The sequence below is a fragment of the Lysobacter sp. M15 genome (genome assembly GCF_022662515.1).
Taxonomy (GTDB): domain Bacteria; phylum Pseudomonadota; class Gammaproteobacteria; order Xanthomonadales; family Xanthomonadaceae; genus JAKPBU01.
In genome coordinates this window covers 77,880-98,694 of sequence record NZ_JAKPBV010000003.1, presented here as the reverse complement: position 1 = coordinate 98,694, position 20,815 = coordinate 77,880, and the positions used below count along the sequence as shown (strand labels likewise).

The window sequence follows — 20,815 nt, the reverse complement described above, 5'->3', positions numbered from 1 at the left end:
TGGGAGCCCGCGCAGTGCGCGGGCTTCTGCTTTCCGGCATCGCGCACAAGCCGCACGCCAATCGCACACCGGCTGGCGCTTTACCGCAGCGCGGCGCCCTCACGCGTCGAGCCGGATGCGTTCCCATTCGATGCACCAACCCGGCTTGACGACCAACCGGGCCAGGGCGAGCATGAGCCTTGACCCGCTTCTGGGCCAATCAAATCGCCATGTGCCGCGCGCACGACCGAGGTGATTTCATGTACTACATCGTCGAAACCGACAAGCCATTCGACCAGGCATCGACAGACCTCGAGCTGGCGGTCAAACGTCATGGCTTCGGGGTCCTGCACGTCCATGACCTGGCCGGCACGCTACGCAGCAAAGGCGTTGCATTCGATGAGCAATGCAGGATTTTCGAAGTGTGCAATCCCGCCCAAGCCGCCAAGGTCCTGTCCGTCGATATGCGCCTGAACATGGCGCTCCCGTGCCGCATCTCGGTCTTTACCGAGAAAGGCCGCACGAAGATCGGGCTGATCAAACCTGTCGAGATGCTCTCGGCCCTTTCCCGGGATGAAGCGCTGGTTCAAGTTGCCAAAGAGGTCGAGGAAAAGACCATGCAGATGGTCGATGAGGCGAAATAAGTCGTCACATTGTCCTCGGCGCGACTGCTGCACAGCACTTGCTGTGACGGCACCTGGCAATTCATTCGAGCCGCCTAGCGGCATGGCTCAGCTCAGACGTTAGGCACCGGATACTTTCATGCGCGAAATCGGATTGACCATTCTGCTGCTCACACTCAGCAACGTGTTCATGACGTTTGCCTGGTATGCGCATCTCAGGGAACTCAGCGCCAAGCCGTGGCTGGTCGCCGCGCTCATCAGCTGGGGTATCGCGTTCTTCGAGTACATGCTGCAGGTTCCCGCGAATCGTATCGGCTACGCCGCGCTCTCGCTCGGACAGCTCAAGATCCTGCAAGAGGTCATCACGCTGACCGTGTTCGTGCCCTTCGCCGTGTTCTACATGAAAGAACCGCTCAAGCTGGACTATCTATGGGCCGGTTTGTGCATCCTGGGTGCGGTCTATTTCGTCTTCCGCGGCGAGTTCGCCGGCGCCTGACGATTCATCCAGGCCGAAACCCCGTCCTAAGCACGACTGAATCGATCCTTAGCCACAATGAAAGTCTCTCGCAGGTCCATCACGATCCTTGTCATTGTCGCCATCACGGCCGTGCTTGCAGTGGCCACACTTCCCAACTGGCGCTGGTTTCTTGGCGCCGACAGGATCGAATCGCAGTTGCTGGAGGAAACTCCAATAGGATCCTCTGAAGATCAAGTCCTGGCTCACTTGCGAGCCAATGGGTTGAAACCCGCTCCCTTGTGGCGTGGCTCTGTTGAGCCCAATACCATCTATCCTCCAAACACTATTGCCGGTAACAGGTACACGATTATCTTCACGACCAGCGTCGAGGCGTTTTACGTTTTTGGCCAAGACCAGCGTTTGGTAGAGATTGCTGTCAGAAAGACCACGGACGCTTTGTAATCTGGCTGGCAGGCAGCAATCCATTCAAGTCTAAGCCGCTTCGCGACGCGGGCCTTTTAAGGTTTTAGGCGCCTTACCGAACTATTCGCACATCCGTGAGAGGGTAGCAGCCCATGGAACAACGACCATTCGAAATCGTCGCGTATCAGGACAGGCACGCCGATGACTTCGCGCGGCTCAACCGGGAGTGGCTGGACAGCTTCGGTCTCTACGAAGAGCCGGACGGAAAGCACCTGTACTCGCCCCGCGAGTACATTCTCGACCCCGGCGGTGAGATCTTCATTGCCGAAGAGGACGGATGCGTAGTGGGCACCTGCGCGCTCGTACCGGTCTCGGACCACGTGTTCGAAGTGGCAAAACTGGCGGTGGCGCACGAAGCCCGCGGGCAAGGACTTGGGCGAAGGTTGGCGGAACTGGCCTTGAATCGCGCCAGGGAGCGGGGAGCCACGCGTGTCGTCCTGCTTTCAAGCAGCAAGCTCGGCCCTGCGCTGAAGCTGTATGAGTCCCTCGGATTCGAGCACAGACCGCTTCCCGGCCATCAGCCTTACGAGACCGCCGATGTTTACATGGAGCTCGAGATGAGCAGCGTTCCGTCTGACGTGCCAATGGCATCGCAAAACACCTAACGGATATTGGGGCGCGGCAATCAACGGCTCTCGAACCAGCCGCACCCGCTTCGCCGCTTGGTTCGATTCACGCGCTTGACGACCTAGGGCCAAACCCGCTCCCTGCGCGCAAGAAGGTTCCGCTGCGACGAGAAACAAACGAAAAACAAAAAAGGAGGCGCCAGGCGCCTCCCACAATCAATTTATACAACGCAGGGGGGCTTGCGGCAAGGCCCTGCGCGTCATGCAGGATCGCCGGCCTGTCGCGTGGCAGGGAACGGAGTTAGGCGATGACCGATACGCAAACCTACTACCACGGCACCAAGGCGCACCTGGAAGTGGGTGCCCTGATCGAACCGGGCTATGCCTCCAACTACGGCAAGCGGAACCAGGCCAAGTTCGTCTACCTGTCCGCCACGCTGGATGCGGCGATCTGGGGCGCCGAGCTGGCCCTGGGCGAAGGGCGTGGCAGGATCTACATCGTGGAGCCGACCGGCCCCATTGAGGACGATCCGAACCTGACGGACAAGAAATTTCCCGGGAACCCGACGAAGTCGTACCGGTCCCGCAGCGCCTTCCGCGTCATCGGCGAAGTGACGGAATGGGAAGGCCACTCCCCCGAACGGCTCAAGCAGATGCATGATCACCTTGAGAACCTCAAACAGCAGGGGATCGAGGCGATCGAAGAATGAGCACGCCTCGACCATCCAGCACTTCGTTCGGGCTGACGTCGCTTCGCGGCGCGGCCCCTTGAGCCGCTAACTGCAGCAATACGTAAGCACGATGCACAGCGACGAACTCAAAGCCCTTTTCGATCAGCAGGCTGCCGGCTATGACACGCAGTGGGCGAAGATGGCGCCGATGCGCGACGCGCTGCATTACCTGCTGGAGTCGGTGTTCGCCGAGCTACCCGAGGATGCACGCATCCTCTGCGTCGGGGTCGGCACGGGCGCGGAGATGGCGCATCTCGCCGGGAAATTTCCACGCTGGCGGTTCACCGCGGTGGAGCCTTCCGGCGCGATGCTGGATGTTTGCCGCCGGCGCGCCGAGGCGGAAGGATTCACCTCGCGCTGCAATTTCCACGAGGGCTATCTCGACTCGCTGCCCGCCGGACAGCTGCACGATGCAGCGACGTGTTTCCTAGTGTCGCAGTTCATCCTGGAGCCGGAAGCCCGCTCCGCCTTCTTCCGCGAGATCGCGGACAGGCTGAAGCCCGGCGGGATCCTGGCGAGTTCCGACCTGGCGTCGGACACCGGCTCGCCCGAGTACGCAGCATTGCTGCGGACGTGGCTGCAGCTGATGGCCTCGGGCGGCGTCACGCCCGAGGGACTGGAGCGGATGCGCCACGCCTATGCCAGGGACGTGGCGGTGCTGCCGCCGGAGCATGTGGCGTCTATCATCCGCTCCGGCGGCTTCGACACGCCGGTGCGGTTCTTTCAGGCCGGGTTGATCCATGCGTGGTATTCCAGGCGCGCATCGCCTGAAGCCGTCTGATCGATGCGGGGTGGACCGCTGCGCGACCCGGCCAGGTCAGGCTCCGGGCGCAGACTGCTCACGCGCAGCGATGCCGGGTCTGCCGTTCAACTCGAACGGTCTGTGTACTCGAACAGCTCCACGACGTTGCCCGACGGATCCTGGAGCAGGATTTGCCGCCCCGCCCCTTCGGCCACGTCGCCGCGGAACGTTGCGCCGGCGCTGCGCAATTGCGCGATCATGCCGTCGAGATCGTCTGTCACGATCATGAATCTGCTCCAGCCGCCCGGCTGAGGATCGCCTCCCGCCTTGCCGGCGCTACCGGCACCCGGCGCATTGAGAAACAGATGCAGGTCCTCGCGCGTCAGTGCTGCGAATTTTCCCGGGTTGTGCTTCTCGACGGCAAAGCCCAGGCGGTCACGATAGAAATCGACCGCTTCGTCGACGTCGTTCACGATGTACCGAACCGATGCCATGCGGGTGTCTCCTCTGCATTTCTGGCACGGAAGCGTCCAGACATTCGGACGCGACCGCTGCGCAACGCTAGCGGAGACCCCGCATAAGCATGGTGAGCGTGGTGTAGCGCCTGGTCTCGATCCAACCAGATCAATTACCTGCCCACGGCCCGCTGTCGTGCGCACAGCGCACGCTACGCGGACCGCCCGTGTGACCGACGTACAGGTTTTCCTGCCGATGCTTGCCTAGGGCGTACCCGAGCTTGCGTTCGCTAGATGTCGCGTACGCGCGGCTGCACAGCATGCGCCGCGCCTGATGTGTCACCGCGATGTCACCGCGGTTTCAATCGCACGAAACCGCGGTGGCAAACGACACGGCGACTGTGGAAGCCTTCCGCGCCTCCTCCGTATGGACACGCCGCCATGGTCGATCCGCTGCGCACCGAGTACACCCCTCCTCCGCCCCCACCTCCGGCCGAGCAACGCGGTGAAAAACAGCACACCGTGCAGCAAGGCGAGAACCTGCAGCAGATCGCCGACGAGCACCGCACCACGCCGCAGGCGATCCTCGACATCAATCCGCATGTGCGCGACCCGAGCCTGCTCAACGCCGGCGAAGTGCTGAACATGCCCGACGCCACCGTGGACCCGCAGGTGTCGCGCACCGTCGACGCCGTGCTGTCCGCGGACGCCACCGCCGAGCAGAAGAACGAAGCCAACGTGCGGCTGCAGGATTACGTCGATAGCAACGGCGGCCTCGGCGGCACGGGCGTGGCACCCGAAACGCTGCCGGGCGTAGCCGTCGGCCTGCTGACGGATGCAGGCCTGCCCACGGTGCCGAAGGAAGTCGTGTCCGCGGTCGACCAGGTCATCGGTCCGGACGCAAGCTTCGACCAGCGCATCGCCGGCTACCAGGCGGTCGCCGGCTACGTGGACCAGGTCGGCGGCGTGAGCGATCAGGGCATCACCGCCGAAGCGCTGCCCGCGCAGGCCGCGCGGATGCTACGCGAGGCCGGCACCGACGTGCGCCTGCGCCCGGAAGTGATTACCAGCGTCAACGGCCTGCTGGCCGATGGCGCGACGCCGGCCGATCGCGAAGCGGCCTACGCCACCGTGCAGCGCTACGTCGACCAGGTCGGCGGCATCGGCGATGCGGGCATCCTCGCCGACGCCCTGCCGCTCAAGGCCGCGCACCTGCTGGCGGACGCCGGTAATCCCGCGCTGCGCTTCGACCCGCGCGTACTGCAGGCGGTGGACGCGGTGATCGCGCCCGGCGCCAGCGACGCGCAGACGCTGGCGGGCTACGACGCGTTGCAACAGTACGTCGACGAGGTCGGCGGCATCGGCGACCAGGGCATCACCGCCGACTACCTGCCCGCGAAGGCCGCCGAACTGTTGCGCGAAAACGGCACCGAGGTGCAGCTGGAGGCGGCACCCAACGCCTCGGTCGAGCAGGTGGTGCAGATCATGGAAGCCGGCGCCACGCCGGCCGAGCAGGTCCGGATCCTCGGCGAGGCCTATGCCCAGGCCGATCCGCAGACCCGGCGCGACCTGCTGGCAAATTCGCAGGTGCAGCAGGCCCTGCGGGCCGCGGCCTTCGACGCCACCGCACCGCTGACCCAGACGCCGGACAGCTCGCAGGGCCAGGCCGTGCCCTTCTTGGATGCCGCGAACAACCTCGATGCGCTGACCCAGGACCTGGATCCCGCACTGGTGGCCGCGGTGCTGGAGAACACCACCAGCGCGTATTCGAACTACGCGCTCAACGATTACGGCGGGCCGACCGGGATGGAAGGCACCGCGACCTTCCTGCGGGTGCTCGACCGCGCCGCCGGCACGCCGGAAGGCCAGGCTGCGATCCAGGCGCTGGCCGACACCGGACTGGGTCTGGATCGGAATGGCCTGTACCAGCACGGCGCCGAGGGCGGTACGCCCGCCTTCGCGATCGCCGCGGGCTACGGGCAGGACATCGTGATGGAAGGCGTGAATACCTATGCCGGCTCGACGGTGAAGGACAGCGCCGACGCCTACATCCAGCACACCCAGGAACTGAACTGGCTGATCGCCAACCAGGGCGGGACGATGACGCCCGAGCAGCTCGAGCTTGCGATCAAGGACTACATCGCCCGCCAGGGTCCCGGCTGGGAGCAGACCGCCAACGAGCTCAAGGAGCAGCTCGCGCAGGACGGGCTGGAGCTGCAGGCGCAGATCGAGACCCTGCTGGCGGCCGGCGGTTACGAGGACGAGGTCGCCGCGCTGCTCGACGATCCGAACAATCAGTTCGCGCTGACCACCGCGCTGGGCAACCATCCCGAAGCCGTCACCGACCGCACGTTGAGCCTGTTGTCCGGGCTGGGCAAGACCACCGAGAGCGGACGCCGCACCCTGGAGATCGCGGCCAATGCGTACATCAAGTCGCAGGTGCTGCAGCCGCTGGCGAGCTACGACCCGGCCGATCCGAATTCCGTCGCGCAGCTGCAATCGACGCTCAACCGGCTCAAGGCGCCGGGCATGTCGACCGCGCTGGGCATCGACCAGCCCAAGCTGGACCGCGCGGTACAGGCGCTGCAGGACTCGCTGCAAGGCCCCAACGCCACCCAGGCCGATCTCGATCGGGCGATGGCCAAGCTCAACAGCGACCTGGACGGCGCGGCCCTGTCCAAGACCACGCCGGCTGGACAGCTGTTCCGCGCCCTGGGCGTGGGTCTGGCGGGCATCAACCTGGCCTCGTCGCTGCAGCGCGCCGGGCGCGATCCGGCCGCACTGGAGAACTGGGGCAAGGTCGTGACCGACAGCCTGGGCGTGAGCCAGAAGACCGCCGAGATCATGTTCGCGCGCGGCGCCGGCGGCACCGGCACGGAGCTGCTGGCGAGCAGGACCGCCGGTCGCATCGTCAGCGGCCTGAGCGCGGCCGCGGACGGCTGGCTGGCCGCAAGCGCCTTCGCCAAAGGCGATCCCGCGCTGGGCACGCTGTATTCGGTGGCCGCGGCCGGCGGCGCGCTGGCGACCGCGTCCAGCTTCGGCCTGGTCGGCGCCTGGGGCGGACCGGTCGGCATCGGCCTGACCGCGATCGCCGCGCTCGGCGTCTATGCCGTGCAGAGCACGCGCGACTCCAACGTGCACATGGACGATCCGGATACCGCGCCGTTCCTGGAGTTCTCCGGTCTGGATGCCGAAACCGCCCAGGCGCTGACCGACCAGAGCGGCGAAGGGCATAGTCCGATGCCGCTGCTGGTGAAGTACGCCGAACTCAAGGGCTACGACATGAGCAATCCGCAGCACCAGCAGCAGTTCACCGCCTGGCTCAACGGCATGTCGGGCGAGCAGCTCGACCACGTACGCAACTGGGTGCACAACATCGCCGACGAATTCGACGGCGATGCCGGCCGGCTCGGCGCCGACAGCAACGTGGTGCTGGAACGCGAATGGATCTACAGCACCGCTGGCGCGGCCGAGGTCTACGGCACGCCCGATACCGTGGGCGAGCTCGATGCACTGATGCAGCAGCTCTACGGCGCGACGCCGCTGCCGGCGGTGTAGGCGCGCAGCATGCGGCGAGTGGTTCGAATGGCGCGTGCGTCGGGGGCGTAGCCCCGACCTACGGGAGCGTGCTCGATGTAGGAGCGCCTCTTAGGCGCGACCGGAATCCCGCACGCGCGAGCTGACTGATGGGCCGCGGCATCACGCCGCGGCCAGCACGTCCATGCACACCACCTCGCCGTTGCCCATGGGCACCAGCACGCCGACGTCGTGGTCGCACAGCACCGCTTCGGCCGTGGCCAGGATGCGCGCGGCGAGCAGGGCGTTGGCCTTGCATTGGAAGGTTTCGTGAAAGGGGCCGCTCCGCACGACGAATCCGCACGGTTCCTCGGTGATCTCGACCATTTGCCTGCTCCAGCGGGGGAAAGAAGTCCCCGGTCCAGCTCACGACTTGCTCATAGTCGCGGTCTGTTCCCTTGCGGAGCGGCATCCGATGCCTGCGCATGACCGTGCTACCGGGGTGCGCTCAGGATGCGGGCCGGATGTGACCGGGTCATTCAGGCGACTACCCGAATCGGCCTAGGAAAAATCCTAGTCCGGGGTAGGAAAACCCCGCGGCGTAGGTGGCGGCGGGACAGCTGGGCGGCTGGGGTACCGGGGGCGAGTCACGGCTCGCGGCTGACGCCGCTCCTACAGGGGTAGGAACGGCCGGGACATGAGACGGGCGCTCAGGCGATGTCGGCGGTGGTCCAGACGCCGTCGACCAGGCGCTGGATGCGGTGCGGGTTGGCGTTGCGCAGCTCCGGCGGCAGGCGGTCGTCGCCGACGTTGTCGTAGGCCTGCAGCGCGGCGAAGCGATGGATCGCGGCGGGCATGCCCACCGAGGTGAAGCCGGCATGGCTGGTGCTCGGGTACGGGCCGCCGTGCTGCATGGCCGCGCTCACCGCCACGCCGGTGGGCCATTTGTCGTTGATCAGGCGCCCCACCTTCGGGCGCAGCGCGGCGGCGATGCGCGCGTAGTCCGCATCGTCGCTGCCATCGCCGGCCGCGAACACGCTGCCGGTGAGGTTGCCGTCGAATGCGCGTGCGGCTTCCACCGCCTGATCCGCATTGTCATAGCGCACCAGCAGCGAGACCGGACCAAAAGCTTCCTGCTGCAGGGCTTGCGCGTTGGCGAGGAAGTCTTCCGCTGCCACCGACATCAGGCTCGGCGCGTAGCGCGCACCGGGGCCGCTGGCTTCGGCACTGCCGGCCACGACCTGCGCGCCGGCCGCGCGCAGGTCGCGCACCCCGTTGGCGAGGTGCTGCTGCACGCCCTGCGAGAACAGCACCGCCGGCGCTGCGGCGGCGAAGTGCTGCGCCGCCGCGGCGACGAAGGCATCGCCCGCCTCGCCTGCGGGCAGCAGCACGATCCCGGGGTTGGTGCAGAACTGTCCGCTGCCCATCGTGCAGGAGGCGAAGAATTCCTGTGCCAGCGCCTCGCCGCGCTCGCGCACGGCTCCGGGCAGCAGGAACACCGGGTTCACGCTCGACATCTCCGCATAGATCGGAATCCCGGCGCGATCGGCCGCGGCCTTGAGCGCCAGCCCGCCGCCGCGACTGCCGGTGAAGCCGATCGCGCCCAGCCGACGATCGCCGGCCAGCGCCAGGCCCAGCGCCGGGTCGAAGTCGTACAGCAACTGCACGCTGGCGGCGGGCAGGCCTGCGGCGAGCACGGCTTCGTGCGCGATGCGCGCCAGCAGCTGGCTGGTCGCCGGGTGCGAAGGATGCGCCTTGGCGATGACCGGATTGCGCGCGGCGATGGCCGAGGCGAAGTCGCTGCCGGCCACGGCGTTGAACGCGAACGGAAAGTTGTTCGGGCCCATGACCAGCACCGGCTTGTGCAGGGGCGCGTAATGCGCGCGCAGCCCCGCCTTGGTGTCGATCACCGGATGCGTCCACGCGCGCTCACGCACCGCCTGCGCGGCCAGGCGCAGCTGCCCGGTGGTGCGCGGCAGTTCCACCGCCGCCAGCCGCGTCGGCGCCGGCAGCGCGGTTTCGGCATGCGCGGTGGCGACCAGTTCTTCCGCCGCGGCCTCGATGCCGCTGGCGTAGCGTTCGAAGAAATCGGCGATCCGTTCCGGCGACGTCCGCGCGAGTTCGTCGGCCACCGCCACCGCGGTGGCGAGCGCGCGTTCGATGTCCTTCCCACCCGAGCGCGGAAACTCAGGCCCGATCGCCTCGCCCGTAGCCGGATCGACCGCACGGAAGCCTCCGACGATCTCGGAGCTGGGTTGCCATGCGCCTTCGATCAGAACCTGTTCCATCCATCATCTCCGTTGGGCGGGCCCAAGCCCGCCGCCATTCTGCGCTGTTGCTGCAGTGCTGTTGGTTGTTTGCTGGCTGCTATTCGCAATTTTCTATTCGCTATTCGCTATGGCTATTGCTGTTCTTGCTTTCACCGAACTCACATCCCGCTCCAGCCGCCGCAGTTCTGCCTTTCACTGAACCTCAGATCCAGATCCAACCGCACACCCGGAGGGCGGCCGCCACGGATGGCGGCCGTTTTCGGAGCGGACATGGATGTCCGCTGCGAAAATGGCGACGGCACCTCATGTCCCTTGAGCGGTTTTGACGTCACGAGGAAGGTGCTTTCTTTTGGTTACTTTTCTTTGCACCAGCAAAGAAAAGTAACTCGCCGGCAGGCGAAAGCCGTTGACCTTCGCTCTTGATAGGCAAGACGAGATCCAGCCTTGGCCAAGTACTGCAGCGTAACGATCTTGATTCCATCTTTAGATCAAGAGCTTTCGCCTGAAGGCGAGGTACTTTCATTTGCTGGCCCAAAAGAAAGTACCCAAAGAAAACGGCCTACTCGTGACGTCAAAACCGCTCAAGGCATGTGGGTGCCGACGGAATTTTCGGACTCGCCATCCATGGCTCGGTCCGAAAACGCCGGCCATCCATGGCCGGCGCCCTCCGGGTTTTCGGGAAGAACCGCGCCTGGGAGCATGCGAAGGTCAAAATCAGGAGCGCTGGACCAGCGCGTCCGTAACGCCGGCGGAATCAAAAGCTCGGTCGCGTCGCGATCGCACGGTCGATCACCCGCAGCGCCGCTTCGCGCTCGGCCCCTTCCACCACCAGCCGCGGTGCACGCACGCGTTCGCTGCCCATGTCCACGCGCTCCTGCATCAGCTTGATCAGCTGCACGAACTTGGGCACCGTGTCCATGCGCAGCAGCGGCAGCAGCCAGGCGTACAGGTCCATCGCGGCGCCCGCACCGCCCTCGCGCGCGAGTTCGTACAGGCGCACAGATTCGTGCGGGAAGGCGTTGACCACGCCGGCGATCCAGCCGACCGCGCCCATCGCCACGCCTTCGACGATCGCATCGTCCATGCCCACCAGCAGTTCAAGGCGGTCGCCGAGCAGCGCGCGGATCGCGGCGAAGCGGCGGATGTCGCAGGACGATTCCTTCACCGCCTGCAGCAGCGGGAATTCAGCAGCCAGTTCGGCGATCTGCTCGGGGATGAAATCGGTCTTGTAGGCGACCGGGTTGTTGTAGAGCAGCACCGGCAGGCCGGTCGCGGCGAGGATCGCACGCATGTGCGCGCCCATTTCGCGCCAGTCGGTGGAATACACGTACGGCGGCAACGCCATGAGCCCGCGCGCGCCAAGGCGTTCGGATTCCTGCGCCAGGCGCACGGCTTCGGCCGTGGACAGCGCGGCGATGCCGGGAATCACCGGCGCGCGATCGCCGAGCGCTTCCACCAGGGTGCGGACGATCGCGAGCTTCTCGTCGAACGCAAGCGTGGCGCCCTCGCCCAGCGAGCCGAGCGGCACGATGCCGGTGCAGCCGGCGTCGATGAGCTGGTTGGCATGCTTGGCCAGGAAGGCATGGTCGACCGTGCCGTCAGCGGTGAACGGGGTGGTGATGGCGGGGATCACGCCGCGCCAGAAAGGTGCATTGCTCATGGGTTTAGGTCCGTTGCGATCTGCTTGGGAGGGAATGCGGGTGTTCGCGTCAGCGCGCGTCGATGCCGAAGGCGAAGGGATCGTCGTCCTCGATCAGCAGCCGGCCGTCGGCCATCACGTGGGCACGGCCGGTGATGCGCGGGCGGATGCGACCGTCGCCCAGGTCGGCATAGCTGCCTTCGAACACGCTGCCGATCACGCTCTCCATGCGCATGACCTGGCCCGGCGCCAGCGCGCGGTCGGCGGCCAGGCAGGCGAGCTTGGCGGAGAACCCGGTGCCACACGGCGAGCGGTCGTAAGCCAGGCCGGGACACAGGACGAAGTTGCGCGCCTGGTTGGCGGGATCGAGCGCGGCGGCGCCGAGTTCGACATGATCGATCTCGGCACCATTCGCGCCATGGATGCCGGTTATCTGCAGCGCGCGGCGGATCGCCTCGGTGTAGGCGGTGAGTTCGCGCCAGTGCGCCAGCACCAGCGGCAGGGGGCTGGCGGCGGTGAGGAAGAACCAGTTGCCGCCCCAGGCCACGTCGCCGCGCACCGGGCCGTAGCCCGGCACCTCGACCGTGACCGCCGCCGCATGCCGGTAGCTGTCGACGTTGTCGATGGAGACGCGGCCATCGTCGTGGAGTTGCGCGATCACGGTCCCGACCGGCGTGTCGATGGCGTGGCGCCCGGGCCCGATCCGGCCCATATGCGCCAAGGTCCGCACCAGGCCGATGGTGCCGTGCCCGCACATGCCCAGGGTGCCCACGTTGTTGAAGAAGATCACCGAGGCGACCGAGCCGGCTTCCACCGGCGGCAGCAGCAGCGCGCCGACCATGGTGTCCGAGCCGCGCGGCTCGCAGGCCACGGCGTTGCGCCAGTGGTCGTGCTCGCGCGCGAACACGGCGCGCCGTTCCGCCAGGCTGCCGGTACCCAGATCCGGCGCGCCGGTCACCACCACGCGGGTCGGTTCGCCGCCGGTGTGGGAGTCGATGACCTCGATCGTGCGCATGCCGACATGGTCGGCGCGCAGGCGTGGTGCGTCTAGCCGCGATCCGCCGATGCCGATGCGGAAATCGGCATAATCGATCCGTGACCGACCGACCGCCCATCCGTGTCGAAGCCGACCTGCTGCAGGCGCTGTTCGATGCCCTGCCCGACGTGGTGTTCTTCCTCAAGGATGCGCACGGGCGCTACACCCACGCCAATCTCACCCTGGTGCGCAGGCTCGGGCTGGCGCGCCGCGAGGACCTGGTCGGGCGCACGCCGGCGCTGCTGTTCCCGCCGAAGCTGGGATCGGCCTATGCCGGACAGGACAACCGGGTGCTAGGTGGGCACGCGATCGAAGACCAGCTGGAGATCCACCTGTTTCCCAACCGCACCCCCGGCTGGTGCCTGACCCGCAAGACCCCGCTGCGCGAGGACGGACGCATCGTCGGGTTGATCGGCATTTCCCGCGACCTGGCGCAACCCGACGGACGCCAGCCCGGCTACGCGCGGCTGCGCCGCGTGCTCGACCACATGGAAGCGCACTTTTCGGAAGCCGTGCGCATGCAGGCGCTGGCGGACCTGGCCGGACTCTCGCTCTCGCAGCTTGAGAGGCAGTTCCGCCGCGTGTTCCACCTCACGCCGCAGCAATGGCTGACCCGCCTGCGCATCGAAGCGGCGATGCAGCAGCTGCAGGGCGACGACACCATCGCCGCGATCGGCCAGTCCTGCGGCTTCAGCGACCAGAGCGCCTTCAGCCGCCAGTTCAAGGCGATGGTGGGGCTGACGCCGCGCGATTACCGGCGCCTGGCTCCGACGGCCGGCGCCGCGACGACATGAGCATCTGGGCCGCGGCGTAGAGCACCACCACGACCACCAGCCAGCGCAGCCACACCAGCGGTAACGACTTCACCACGAACGCCGCAATCAGCACACCCGGGATGCCGCCGACGGTCAAGCCCAGCGCCGCGGCCAGGTCGTAGCGGCCGGTGCGTACGAAGGCCGCGCCGCCCACCGGCATCAGGAACGCGCACGCACCCATCATGATCGGGAACGCGGCGATCGGATTCATGCCGAGCAGGCTCACCAGGATCAGGCACGGCGCGTACAGGCCGATGCCGAGCATCATCAACGCGCCGAGCACGAAACTCATCGCCACCGCGAACACAAGGCGTGCGCCGTGCAGGCCCAGCGCCTCGCCGCCACCGGGCAGCCATTCCAGGTTGGCCGCGGCGAACAGCGCCGCCGAGATCACCAGCGCCACGCCCATGCCGATCTGGATGGCGCGACGCGGCAGCCGTGACACCACGCCCACGCCGCACCAGGCCCCGGCCACCGCCGCGGCGATCATGCCGACCAGGGTCGTCAGGTCCACGCTCACGACCGCAATGAAGATCAGCGCCTGCGCAACGGTGGGCAGGGCGTGACCGACATTGAGCGTGGCGGGAATGCGTTCGTCGGCGACGCGGTGACGCAGCTTGAAGATCGCGGTGGTGGTGGCGAATGATCCGATGCCGAGCGTATCGAAGAAATTGGCCACGAAGCCGGTCAGCCCGTCGAGCCAGCCCGGGCGGCGCGATGCTGCCGGCACCCCCGCGTCCGCATGCCGGCGCCGCCGTTCGAGCACGTACCAGCGCGCGGCGTAGCCCAGCGAGAGCAACGCCAATGCGGCGATCAGGATGGCAGGCCCGGTGGCGATGGTGTCCAGGACGATCCTCCGTGCAGTCAGCCGCATCGTCGGCCGGACCCGCCGCGCTGGCTTGCGGCGCTTCCGCGCCGTTGGTGCGGATTACCGCATAGTCACGCCTGACCGCCGTCTCTAGCATGGATTTCTTTATCCACCGCATCCCGTGACGAGTCTTGCGCAACCCCGACATGTGCTGGTGATCGGCGCCGGAGTCGTCGGTCATGCCTGCGCGCTGGCGCTGCAGGCGCGCGGTTACCCGGTGACGCTGACCGATCCGGACCGTGCCGGCCTGGCCGCCTCCTGGGGCAATGCCGGGCATATCGCCACCGAACAGGTCGAACCCCTGGCCTCGCTGGCCGTGCTGCGGTCGGCCGCACGCCGGCACTACGCCTTCGGCGGCGCGCTGGACATCCGCAATCCGGTGCAGCTGGCGCCGTGGATCCTGCGCTACCTGAGGGCCTGCGCCCCGCGAAGCTTCGAGGCGGGCCGGGAGGCGCTGCGCGGCCTGCTGGCCGATGCCCTGCCCGCCTGGCGCCGGCTCGCGGCCGCGGTGCAGGCGCCGCAGCTGCTGTGCGAGACGGGGCATTGGGTGTGCTGGGAATCGGCGGGTTCCGCCAAGCGCGGACGCCGCGGCTGGCGCAGTGCAGACACCGGCACCGCGGGCTTCGCCGACCTGGCGGAGGACCGGCTCGAATCATTGCGCACGCGCCTGCGTGCACCACTGGCCGGAGCTATCGCATTCGAAGGCACCGCGCAGATCGCCGACCCGGTCGCGCTGTCCGGTGCGCTCGCCGCGCAGTTCGCGCGCAACGGTGGCGAACGGCGCTTCGACCGGATCGATGCGCTGATCGAACGGGACGGACGCGTGCATGCGCGCAGCGCGGACGGCGTCACTCCCGAGGCCGACGCCATCCTGGTCTGCGCCGGCGTGCGCTCGCGCGAACTGATGGCCTCGATCGGGGTGACGGCGCCGCTGGTCGCCGAGCGCGGCTACCACCTGCAGTGGCGCGACCACGAATGGCCCGAACTGCCGCCGGTGGTGTTCGAGGACCGGTCGATGATCGTCACCCGCTTCGAGAGCGGGCTGCGCGTCGCCAGCTTTGTCGAATACGCCGCGGTCGATGCGCCGCCCGACCCGGGGAAATGGCGGCGCCTGCACGAACATGTGCGGCAGCTCGGCATCCCGGTCCACGGCGAACCCGTGCAATGGTTCGGTGCGCGTCCCACCTTGCCGGACTACCTGCCCGCGATCGGGCGCAGTGCCCGCCATCGCAGCCTGTACTACGCCTTCGGTCACCAGCACCTCGGGCTGACGCTGGCGGCGATCACGGGTGAAATGATCGGCGGTGTAATGGCCGGCGATGACGGCGCAGGCAGCGAAGCGTTCGCGATCGAACGCTTCGGGCGGTAGAGCGAGCGTCAGTCTTGTGGGAGCGGCCTTGGCCGCGAATGCCTTTGATTCCTGCTCCCGGAACCTCGGGAAAAGCATTCGCGGCCAAGGCCGCTCCCACACTATGGGGCAGCGCCCTCCAGGCACGTGCCCCGGGTCCGTCCGGTGACGCTGGCTATGCGATCCAGCCGCGTGCGATCGCCTTCGTCGCGAGCCAGACCTGCACGATCGCCACAAGGATAACGGTGACCGGCATCGGCAGGGCCGCGGCGGCGCCGAGGATCTCCATCGCACCGCCCGGGAACAGCCAATAGCCGAACTGCACCAGCACCGCCACCAGCGACAGCCAGAACAGCGGCAGCGCGGCGCGCTTGCGCAGCACCAGCAACAGCGCACCCAGGGTGCCGGCGACCACCGCCACGGCGAAGGCGATCCAGAGCCACTGTGGCGACGATTCGAACAGCTGGCGCTGACCTTCCGGCAGTGCCGCCAGGTCATTGGGCGACATCGTGTACTGCGAGTAGCACATCCACAGGCCGAACAGATTCCACAGCAGCAACAGCACGGCGACCACCCGGAACCAGCCCGGACGCGCCGAGGAAGGCGTTGCGTTCATGCGGTATCCCCTAGGGCATCGGATCGATGCGCGGCCGAGCATACGCCCGGTGCCGGCGCGCTACCATCCGGCCCGCCATGCCAGCCGCCACCCCACCGCAGCGCAAGATCGTGCACGTCGACATGGACGCCTTCTACGCGTCGGTGGAGCAGCGCGACGACCCTGCCCTGCGCGGCCGTCCGGTGGTGGTGGCCTGGCGCGGCAACCGCTCGGTGGTGTGCGCGGCCAGCTACGAGGCACGCACGTTCGGGGTGCGTTCGGCGATGCCCGCCGTGCGCGCCGAACGACTGTGTCCGCAGGCGGTGTTCGTGCCGCCCGACTTTCCCCGCTACAAGGCGGTGTCGCGACAGGTGCGCGAGATCTTTGCCAGGCATACCGACTGCATCGAACCGCTGTCGCTGGACGAGGCCTATCTCGACGTCACCACCACGAAGACCAGCCTGGCGAGCGCCACCGCGACCGCCGAAGCGATCCGCGCTGCGATCCGCGAGGAGACCCAGCTGACTGCCTCGGCCGGCGTCGCGCCGAACAAGTTCCTGGCCAAGATCGCCAGCGACTGGAACAAGCCCGACGGTCAGTTCGTGATCCGCCCACACCAGGTCGAGGCCTTCGTCGCACGCCTGCCAGTCGGGCGCCTGCCTGGCGTGGGCAAGGTCATGGAACGCAAGCTGGCGGACCTGGGCATCGCCACCTGCGCCGACCTGCGCGCGCATAGCGCCGAAGCGCTGGAGCAGCGCTTCGGTCGCTGGGGCCGCCGCCTGCACGAGCTCGCGCATGGCATCGACGAGCGCGCCGTGCAGGTCGAGCGCCCGACCCTGCAGATCTCCGCGGAGGACACCTTCCCCGAGGACCTGCCCCTGGCCGAGACCGAAGCGCACATCCGCCGTCTCGCCGAAAAGACCTGGGACGCCTACCTGCGCGAACTCGCGGCCCACCCCGAGCGCATCGCGCGCACCGTCGTGCTGAAGCTCAAGACGTCCGACTTCCGGATCCTGACCCGCAGCCTGACCCCGGACGAACGCCCGATGTTGCCGCAGCAACTGGCGGATATCGCCTGCGCGCTGCGCGATCGCGTCGCGCTGCCTGCGCAGACCCGTTACCGGTTGGTCGGGGTGGGCTTGTCCGGGTTCGTCGATGCCGACCGCTTCGGCGCGCAATCGGACCTGTTCTCCAGGCAATAAGGCAACGCGCCGACGGGTATCGGCGCAACTCGGCCGTGCTATTGCGCATCCCGTCACGAAACCGTAGCTCAAACCGCCGTTGCCGGGCTGTCCTTCGGCAATACTCCTCGACAGGGGTTCGCTGTACGACGGGGATATGGGAATGGCAGGGAATCGGCTGTATCCGAGCCAGGCCGCGGCGATCCGCACGGCCTTCCGCAAGCGTTATGACCTGCGCGGAACACCGCGCTACCAGAAGGCGCCGCCAGCCGCGCAGGAGGCGGTGCGACGTGCGCCCTCGATGGCGTCGCTTTCGCGCCCGTCGCTGGTCACGCTGCCGCGGCCGGCGTTCGCGGTGCGCGTGCTCAACAACCTGAGCTTCGGCGCCACGGCGGCTTCGATCGCGGCATTCAACGCGCTCGGCAGCGACGACACCACCCGCCTGACCCGCCATGTCGACGCGCAACTGGCCTGGAACACGATCGACGACAACGCCCTGGAAACTCGCCTGGCCAACGCCGGCTACGCCACGCTGGGGAAAAGCCTGACCCAGCTATGGGCCGACCATGTGCTCGGGGATCCTGTTTACGACGTGCGCATGCGCCCCGCGTGGGAAGTGCAACGCGCCGCGTTCGTGCGCGCGGCGCATTCGCGGCGCCAGCTGCGCGAGGTGATGACCACCTTCTGGCACGACCATTTCAACGTCACACTCAGCGACTTCTCCGCCGGACCGGTCTACGTGCACTACGACCGCGACGTGATCCGTGCGCACGCGTTCGGCAACTTCCGCAAGATGCTCGAAGCCGTCGCGCAGAGCACGGCGATGCTGTACTACCTGGACAACCTGTCGAACACGCGCGCCGGACCGAACGAGAACTTCGCGCGCGAGCTGCTCGAACTGCATACCTTCGGGGTCGAGAACTATCTCGGGTTCATGGATCCGTTCGAGGTGCCGCCCTGTCCCGAGGATCCGTCGTATCCGATTGGCTATACCGACATCGACGTGTACGAGACCGCTTCCGCCTTCACCGGCTGGTCGGTAAAGAACGGCCACTGGCAATTCCCGACCGAGAACGACGGCACCTTCGTCTATCGCCCGTCGTGGCACGACGCCGGTCCGAAGTACGTGCTGGGCAACTTCATCTACCCGGAACAGGCCGCGCTGAAGGACGGACGCGACATCCTCGACCGCATCGCGAGCCACCCGCGCGTGGCCAGGTTCATCTGCAGGAAGCTGTTTCGACGGTTCTTCGCCGACACCCCGAGCCAGGCGCTGGTCAACAGCGCTGCCGTGGTGTTCCGCGATCACTGGCAGCACCCGGACCAGATCCGTATCACCTTGCGCCACATTCTGCTTTCGGACGCGGCGTACAACAGCTGGGGCCAGAAGAACCGACGGCCATTCGAAGCGGTCGTGGCGGCGATGCGGGTGCTGGGTAGCGACTGGACCCTGCGCGTCGCTGACGCAAAGAGCGATGAGTTCATGTACCGCATGGGCATGACCGGCCACGAGCCCTACGACTGGCCCGCGCCCAACGGCTACCCCGATACAGGAATCGCGTGGTCCGGCGCGAACAGCTTCGCGATGACCTGGAAGATCCTCAACTGGTTCACCGAGGCCAGCGACGGCGGGGTGCCGCTGGCGCCGATCCTTGGGACCACCCGCGCCGGCCTGCCCGCGGCGCAATGGACGGCGACCAAGCTGGTGGATTTCTGGTGCCGGCGCGCGCTCGGATACCTGCCGGTCGCGGCGCGCAGGCAGGAGCTGATCGCATTCATGGCGCAGAACGGCGATGCGACCACTTATGTGATCACCGATACGGACGAATGGGCCGCGAGCGACCTGAAGCGGCATTACAACCAGCAGCGCCTGCGCAGCATGGTCTCGCTGATCCTCATGTCGCCCGAATTCCTGAGCCGCTGAGGGCCCGCCATGTCGCGCATCGAACTGAACCGCCGCGATTTCCTCAAAGGCTGCTGCGCCACCGCCGCAGCCGGCGCCGTGGGTCCCAGCCTGCTGTTCTCGCCCGAGGCGCAGGCCGCGGCCAATACCTACGACACCGTCGTGCTGGTGTTCCTGCGCGGCGGCATCGACGGCCTGAACCTGGTCGTGCCGACCTCGGGCAACGACCGATCGTTCTACGAACAGGCGCGGCCGAATCTGGCCATCGCAGCGAGCGGCACCTACGGTGCGTTGCCGCTGACCCTGGCTGGCGGCGCCGCGACGCCGTTCGGACTGCATCCGTCTGCAACCGGACTGCGTGACATCTGGGAGGCCGGCAAGCTGGCGATCGTGCACAGCTGCGGCATGCCGACCGTGGTGACGCGCAGCCATTTCAACGCGCAGCTGTTCCTGGATTTCGGTACCCCCGGGCGGGCCAGCGGCACGGGCTGGATGGCGCGCGCGCTGGACGCGCAGGCCGCCTCGCTCGGCCAGGCCGCGATGCCCGCGCTGGCAACGAATGACCGGGTCCCGGCCAACCTGCTCGGCAGCACCGAGGCGCTGGTCATGGGCAGCCCCGCGGACTTCGCGCTCAACGCCGGCGCCTGGCAATGGCAGACCCGCAGGAGCGGCATGCCCGCCGGAGCCAGGGGCGTGAACGAAATGCTCGCGCGGCTCTGGAAAGGCAACACCGGCCTGGAGTACAGCGGCGCGCGCGCCGATGCAGCGCTGCAGGTGGTGGCCACGCAGCCGTACACCACCACCCTGCCCGCCGGCTGGCCGGACTCGGGGTTTGCCCGTCAGCTGTGGACGATCGCCCAGTCGATCCGGTTCAACCTCGGCCTGCGTTACGCCACGCTCGACCTGGGCGGCTGGGACACCCATGACAGCCAGGGGTCGGCGGGCAGCGGCTATCACTACTACCAGAACAAGATCGCCGAACTGTCGCAGGCTCTCACCGCCTTTTATTCCGAACTGAGCAGCGGCGGCGAGATGTCGCGCGTGACCGTGGTGGTGCAATCGGAATTCGGACGCCGGGTCCGCGAGAACGGCAGCCGCGGCACCGACCATGGCTACGGCAATCCGTTGCTGGTGCTGGGCGGACCGGTCAACGGCCGTCGCTTTTACGGCAGCTGGATGGGCCTGGATCCGGAAGTGCTGTCGCCCTACTTCGGCGACGTGCCGGCGACTACCGATTTCCGGCGTGTTTTCTCGGAACTGCTGGTGCGACGCATGGGGATCTCCGATACCGGCGTGGTCTTTCCGGAGTATGTCGCGCCCGCGCCGCTGGGAATCGTGCAGAACGCCGTCGCTGCTGCGACTGCCTCGCACGTGGTTTCGCGGCAGCCGGCCACGGTGTTGCCGACACACGACTCGGCCCATCGCACGGTTTCGACCGCGCGACCGCGCCCGGCCCGTTTGCCGCGACCGGTGGACAGCTGGACGTTGCGGATCTGGATCAGGCTGCTGCGCTGGCTGTTCCTGCGGATCTGACCGGCGTCATCGCCTGAGCGAGGGCATGGCAATGCCGTCGATGCCATGAGCCGCGCAATGGAGGAAGCGGATGCC

The 20,815-nt window shown here is 67.3% G+C and carries 19 protein-coding genes; 12 read left to right on the top strand and 7 right to left on the bottom strand.

Annotated features, from left to right (window positions below; genetic code table 11):
- Nucleotides 1–179: 179 nt before the first annotated feature.
- From MC380_RS02890 to MC380_RS02865, 6 genes are all read left to right on the top strand, one after another.
- Entirely contained in the window at nucleotides 180–623 is a 444-nt protein-coding gene (locus tag MC380_RS02890) for a DUF302 domain-containing protein (protein WP_242104160.1), read from the top strand.
- A gap of 118 nt (nucleotides 624–741) precedes the next feature.
- Complete coding sequence (locus MC380_RS02885) at nucleotides 742–1,098, top strand: DMT family protein (RefSeq protein ID WP_242104161.1); 357 nt, start codon at nucleotides 742–744, stop codon at nucleotides 1,096–1,098.
- Between the two features lie 57 nt (nucleotides 1,099–1,155).
- Nucleotides 1,156–1,521, top strand: coding sequence for a hypothetical protein (locus MC380_RS02880; protein ID WP_242162949.1), 366 nt, complete (start codon nucleotides 1,156–1,158; stop codon nucleotides 1,519–1,521).
- Nucleotides 1,522–1,634: 113 nt separating this feature from the next.
- The gene (locus MC380_RS02875) at nucleotides 1,635–2,147 is read left to right on the top strand and encodes a GNAT family N-acetyltransferase (protein WP_242162947.1); all 513 of its coding nucleotides are present in this window, start codon (nucleotides 1,635–1,637) and stop codon (nucleotides 2,145–2,147) included.
- A 269-nt stretch (nucleotides 2,148–2,416) separates the two neighbouring features.
- Entirely contained in the window at nucleotides 2,417–2,818 is a 402-nt protein-coding gene (arr, locus tag MC380_RS02870) for an NAD(+)--rifampin ADP-ribosyltransferase (RefSeq protein WP_242104164.1), read from the top strand.
- A 91-nt stretch (nucleotides 2,819–2,909) separates the two neighbouring features.
- On the top strand, nucleotides 2,910–3,620 hold the full coding sequence (locus MC380_RS02865) for a class I SAM-dependent methyltransferase (RefSeq protein WP_242104165.1): 711 nt from the start codon (nucleotides 2,910–2,912) through the stop codon (nucleotides 3,618–3,620).
- Nucleotides 3,621–3,706: 86 nt separating this feature from the next.
- Here the strand turns inward: MC380_RS02865 and MC380_RS02860 are convergent, their stop codons facing one another.
- A complete protein-coding gene (locus MC380_RS02860) occupies nucleotides 3,707–4,075 on the bottom strand; it encodes a VOC family protein (RefSeq protein WP_242162945.1) in 369 nt (122 codons plus the stop codon).
- A 402-nt stretch (nucleotides 4,076–4,477) separates the two neighbouring features.
- On the opposite strand from MC380_RS02860, the gene MC380_RS02855 reads away from it, so the two are divergent.
- Nucleotides 4,478–7,594 carry a LysM domain-containing protein gene (locus MC380_RS02855; protein WP_242162943.1) on the top strand — a complete coding sequence of 1,039 codons (3,117 nt, stop codon included), beginning with the start codon at nucleotides 4,478–4,480 and terminating at the stop codon, nucleotides 7,592–7,594.
- Between the two features lie 141 nt (nucleotides 7,595–7,735).
- Here the strand turns inward: MC380_RS02855 and MC380_RS02850 are convergent, their stop codons facing one another.
- The 4 genes from MC380_RS02850 to MC380_RS02835 form a co-directional block, all read right to left on the bottom strand.
- Nucleotides 7,736–7,939: a hypothetical protein gene (locus MC380_RS02850; protein ID WP_242104168.1), complete on the bottom strand. Its 204-nt coding sequence runs from the start codon at nucleotides 7,937–7,939 to the stop codon at nucleotides 7,736–7,738.
- Nucleotides 7,940–8,262: 323 nt separating this feature from the next.
- On the bottom strand, nucleotides 8,263–9,840 hold the full coding sequence (locus MC380_RS02845) for an aldehyde dehydrogenase (NADP(+)) (protein WP_242162941.1): 1,578 nt from the start codon (nucleotides 9,838–9,840) through the stop codon (nucleotides 8,263–8,265).
- A 736-nt stretch (nucleotides 9,841–10,576) separates the two neighbouring features.
- A complete protein-coding gene (locus MC380_RS02840) occupies nucleotides 10,577–11,482 on the bottom strand; it encodes a dihydrodipicolinate synthase family protein (RefSeq protein WP_242104170.1) in 906 nt (301 codons plus the stop codon).
- 49 nt (nucleotides 11,483–11,531) lie between these two features.
- Entirely contained in the window at nucleotides 11,532–12,476 is a 945-nt protein-coding gene (locus tag MC380_RS02835; RefSeq protein ID WP_242162939.1) for a proline racemase family protein, read from the bottom strand.
- A 98-nt stretch (nucleotides 12,477–12,574) separates the two neighbouring features.
- Between MC380_RS02835 and MC380_RS02830 the strand changes: the two genes are divergently transcribed.
- Nucleotides 12,575–13,291 carry an AraC family transcriptional regulator gene (locus tag MC380_RS02830; protein WP_242163037.1) on the top strand — a complete coding sequence of 239 codons (717 nt, stop codon included), beginning with the start codon at nucleotides 12,575–12,577 and terminating at the stop codon, nucleotides 13,289–13,291.
- Here MC380_RS02830 and MC380_RS02825 read toward each other — a convergent pair.
- Entirely contained in the window at nucleotides 13,218–14,186 is a 969-nt protein-coding gene (locus MC380_RS02825; protein ID WP_242162937.1) for a sulfite exporter TauE/SafE family protein, read from the bottom strand. The genes MC380_RS02830 and MC380_RS02825 overlap by 74 nt on opposite strands.
- Before the next feature lie 115 nt (nucleotides 14,187–14,301).
- Here MC380_RS02825 and MC380_RS02820 point away from each other — a divergent pair, with 115 nt between their 5' ends.
- Nucleotides 14,302–15,549 carry an FAD-binding oxidoreductase gene (locus tag MC380_RS02820; protein ID WP_242162935.1) on the top strand — a complete coding sequence of 416 codons (1,248 nt, stop codon included), beginning with the start codon at nucleotides 14,302–14,304 and terminating at the stop codon, nucleotides 15,547–15,549.
- A gap of 154 nt (nucleotides 15,550–15,703) precedes the next feature.
- Here the strand turns inward: MC380_RS02820 and MC380_RS02815 are convergent, their stop codons facing one another.
- Nucleotides 15,704–16,144 carry a hypothetical protein gene (locus MC380_RS02815; protein WP_242162933.1) on the bottom strand — a complete coding sequence of 147 codons (441 nt, stop codon included), beginning with the start codon at nucleotides 16,142–16,144 and terminating at the stop codon, nucleotides 15,704–15,706.
- Between the two features lie 77 nt (nucleotides 16,145–16,221).
- Here MC380_RS02815 and dinB point away from each other — a divergent pair, with 77 nt between their 5' ends.
- From dinB to MC380_RS02800, 3 genes are all read left to right on the top strand, one after another.
- On the top strand, nucleotides 16,222–17,325 hold the full coding sequence (dinB, locus tag MC380_RS02810) for a DNA polymerase IV (protein WP_242104206.1): 1,104 nt from the start codon (nucleotides 16,222–16,224) through the stop codon (nucleotides 17,323–17,325).
- A 142-nt stretch (nucleotides 17,326–17,467) separates the two neighbouring features.
- On the top strand, nucleotides 17,468–19,228 hold the full coding sequence (locus tag MC380_RS02805) for a DUF1800 domain-containing protein (RefSeq protein ID WP_242162928.1): 1,761 nt from the start codon (nucleotides 17,468–17,470) through the stop codon (nucleotides 19,226–19,228).
- Between the two features lie 9 nt (nucleotides 19,229–19,237).
- Nucleotides 19,238–20,740, top strand: coding sequence for a DUF1501 domain-containing protein (locus MC380_RS02800; RefSeq protein WP_242162926.1), 1,503 nt, complete (start codon nucleotides 19,238–19,240; stop codon nucleotides 20,738–20,740).
- Nucleotides 20,741–20,815 lie beyond the last annotated feature (75 nt).

What these genes read in the sequence shown, in the direction of transcription:
- arr (WP_242104164.1), top strand. Translation starts at nt 2,417, where the DNA reads ATGACCGATACGCAAACCTACTACCACGGCACCAAGGCGCACCTGGAA.
- dinB (WP_242104206.1), top strand. Translation starts at nt 16,222, where the DNA reads ATGCCAGCCGCCACCCCACCGCAGCGCAAGATCGTGCACGTCGACATG.
- MC380_RS02835 (WP_242162939.1), bottom strand. Translation starts at nt 12,476, where the DNA reads ATGCGCACGATCGAGGTCATCGACTCCCACACCGGCGGCGAACCGACC.
- MC380_RS02880 (WP_242162949.1), top strand. Translation starts at nt 1,156, where the DNA reads ATGAAAGTCTCTCGCAGGTCCATCACGATCCTTGTCATTGTCGCCATC.
- MC380_RS02865 (WP_242104165.1), top strand. Translation starts at nt 2,910, where the DNA reads ATGCACAGCGACGAACTCAAAGCCCTTTTCGATCAGCAGGCTGCCGGC.
- MC380_RS02805 (WP_242162928.1), top strand. Translation starts at nt 17,468, where the DNA reads ATGGCAGGGAATCGGCTGTATCCGAGCCAGGCCGCGGCGATCCGCACG.
- MC380_RS02815 (WP_242162933.1), bottom strand. Translation starts at nt 16,144, where the DNA reads ATGAACGCAACGCCTTCCTCGGCGCGTCCGGGCTGGTTCCGGGTGGTC.
- MC380_RS02875 (WP_242162947.1), top strand. Translation starts at nt 1,635, where the DNA reads ATGGAACAACGACCATTCGAAATCGTCGCGTATCAGGACAGGCACGCC.
- MC380_RS02800 (WP_242162926.1), top strand. Translation starts at nt 19,238, where the DNA reads ATGTCGCGCATCGAACTGAACCGCCGCGATTTCCTCAAAGGCTGCTGC.
- MC380_RS02855 (WP_242162943.1), top strand. Translation starts at nt 4,478, where the DNA reads ATGGTCGATCCGCTGCGCACCGAGTACACCCCTCCTCCGCCCCCACCT.
- MC380_RS02825 (WP_242162937.1), bottom strand. Translation starts at nt 14,186, where the DNA reads ATGCGGCTGACTGCACGGAGGATCGTCCTGGACACCATCGCCACCGGG.
- MC380_RS02860 (WP_242162945.1), bottom strand. Translation starts at nt 4,075, where the DNA reads ATGGCATCGGTTCGGTACATCGTGAACGACGTCGACGAAGCGGTCGAT.
- MC380_RS02850 (WP_242104168.1), bottom strand. Translation starts at nt 7,939, where the DNA reads ATGGTCGAGATCACCGAGGAACCGTGCGGATTCGTCGTGCGGAGCGGC.
- MC380_RS02885 (WP_242104161.1), top strand. Translation starts at nt 742, where the DNA reads ATGCGCGAAATCGGATTGACCATTCTGCTGCTCACACTCAGCAACGTG.
- MC380_RS02845 (WP_242162941.1), bottom strand. Translation starts at nt 9,840, where the DNA reads ATGGAACAGGTTCTGATCGAAGGCGCATGGCAACCCAGCTCCGAGATC.
- MC380_RS02840 (WP_242104170.1), bottom strand. Translation starts at nt 11,482, where the DNA reads ATGAGCAATGCACCTTTCTGGCGCGGCGTGATCCCCGCCATCACCACC.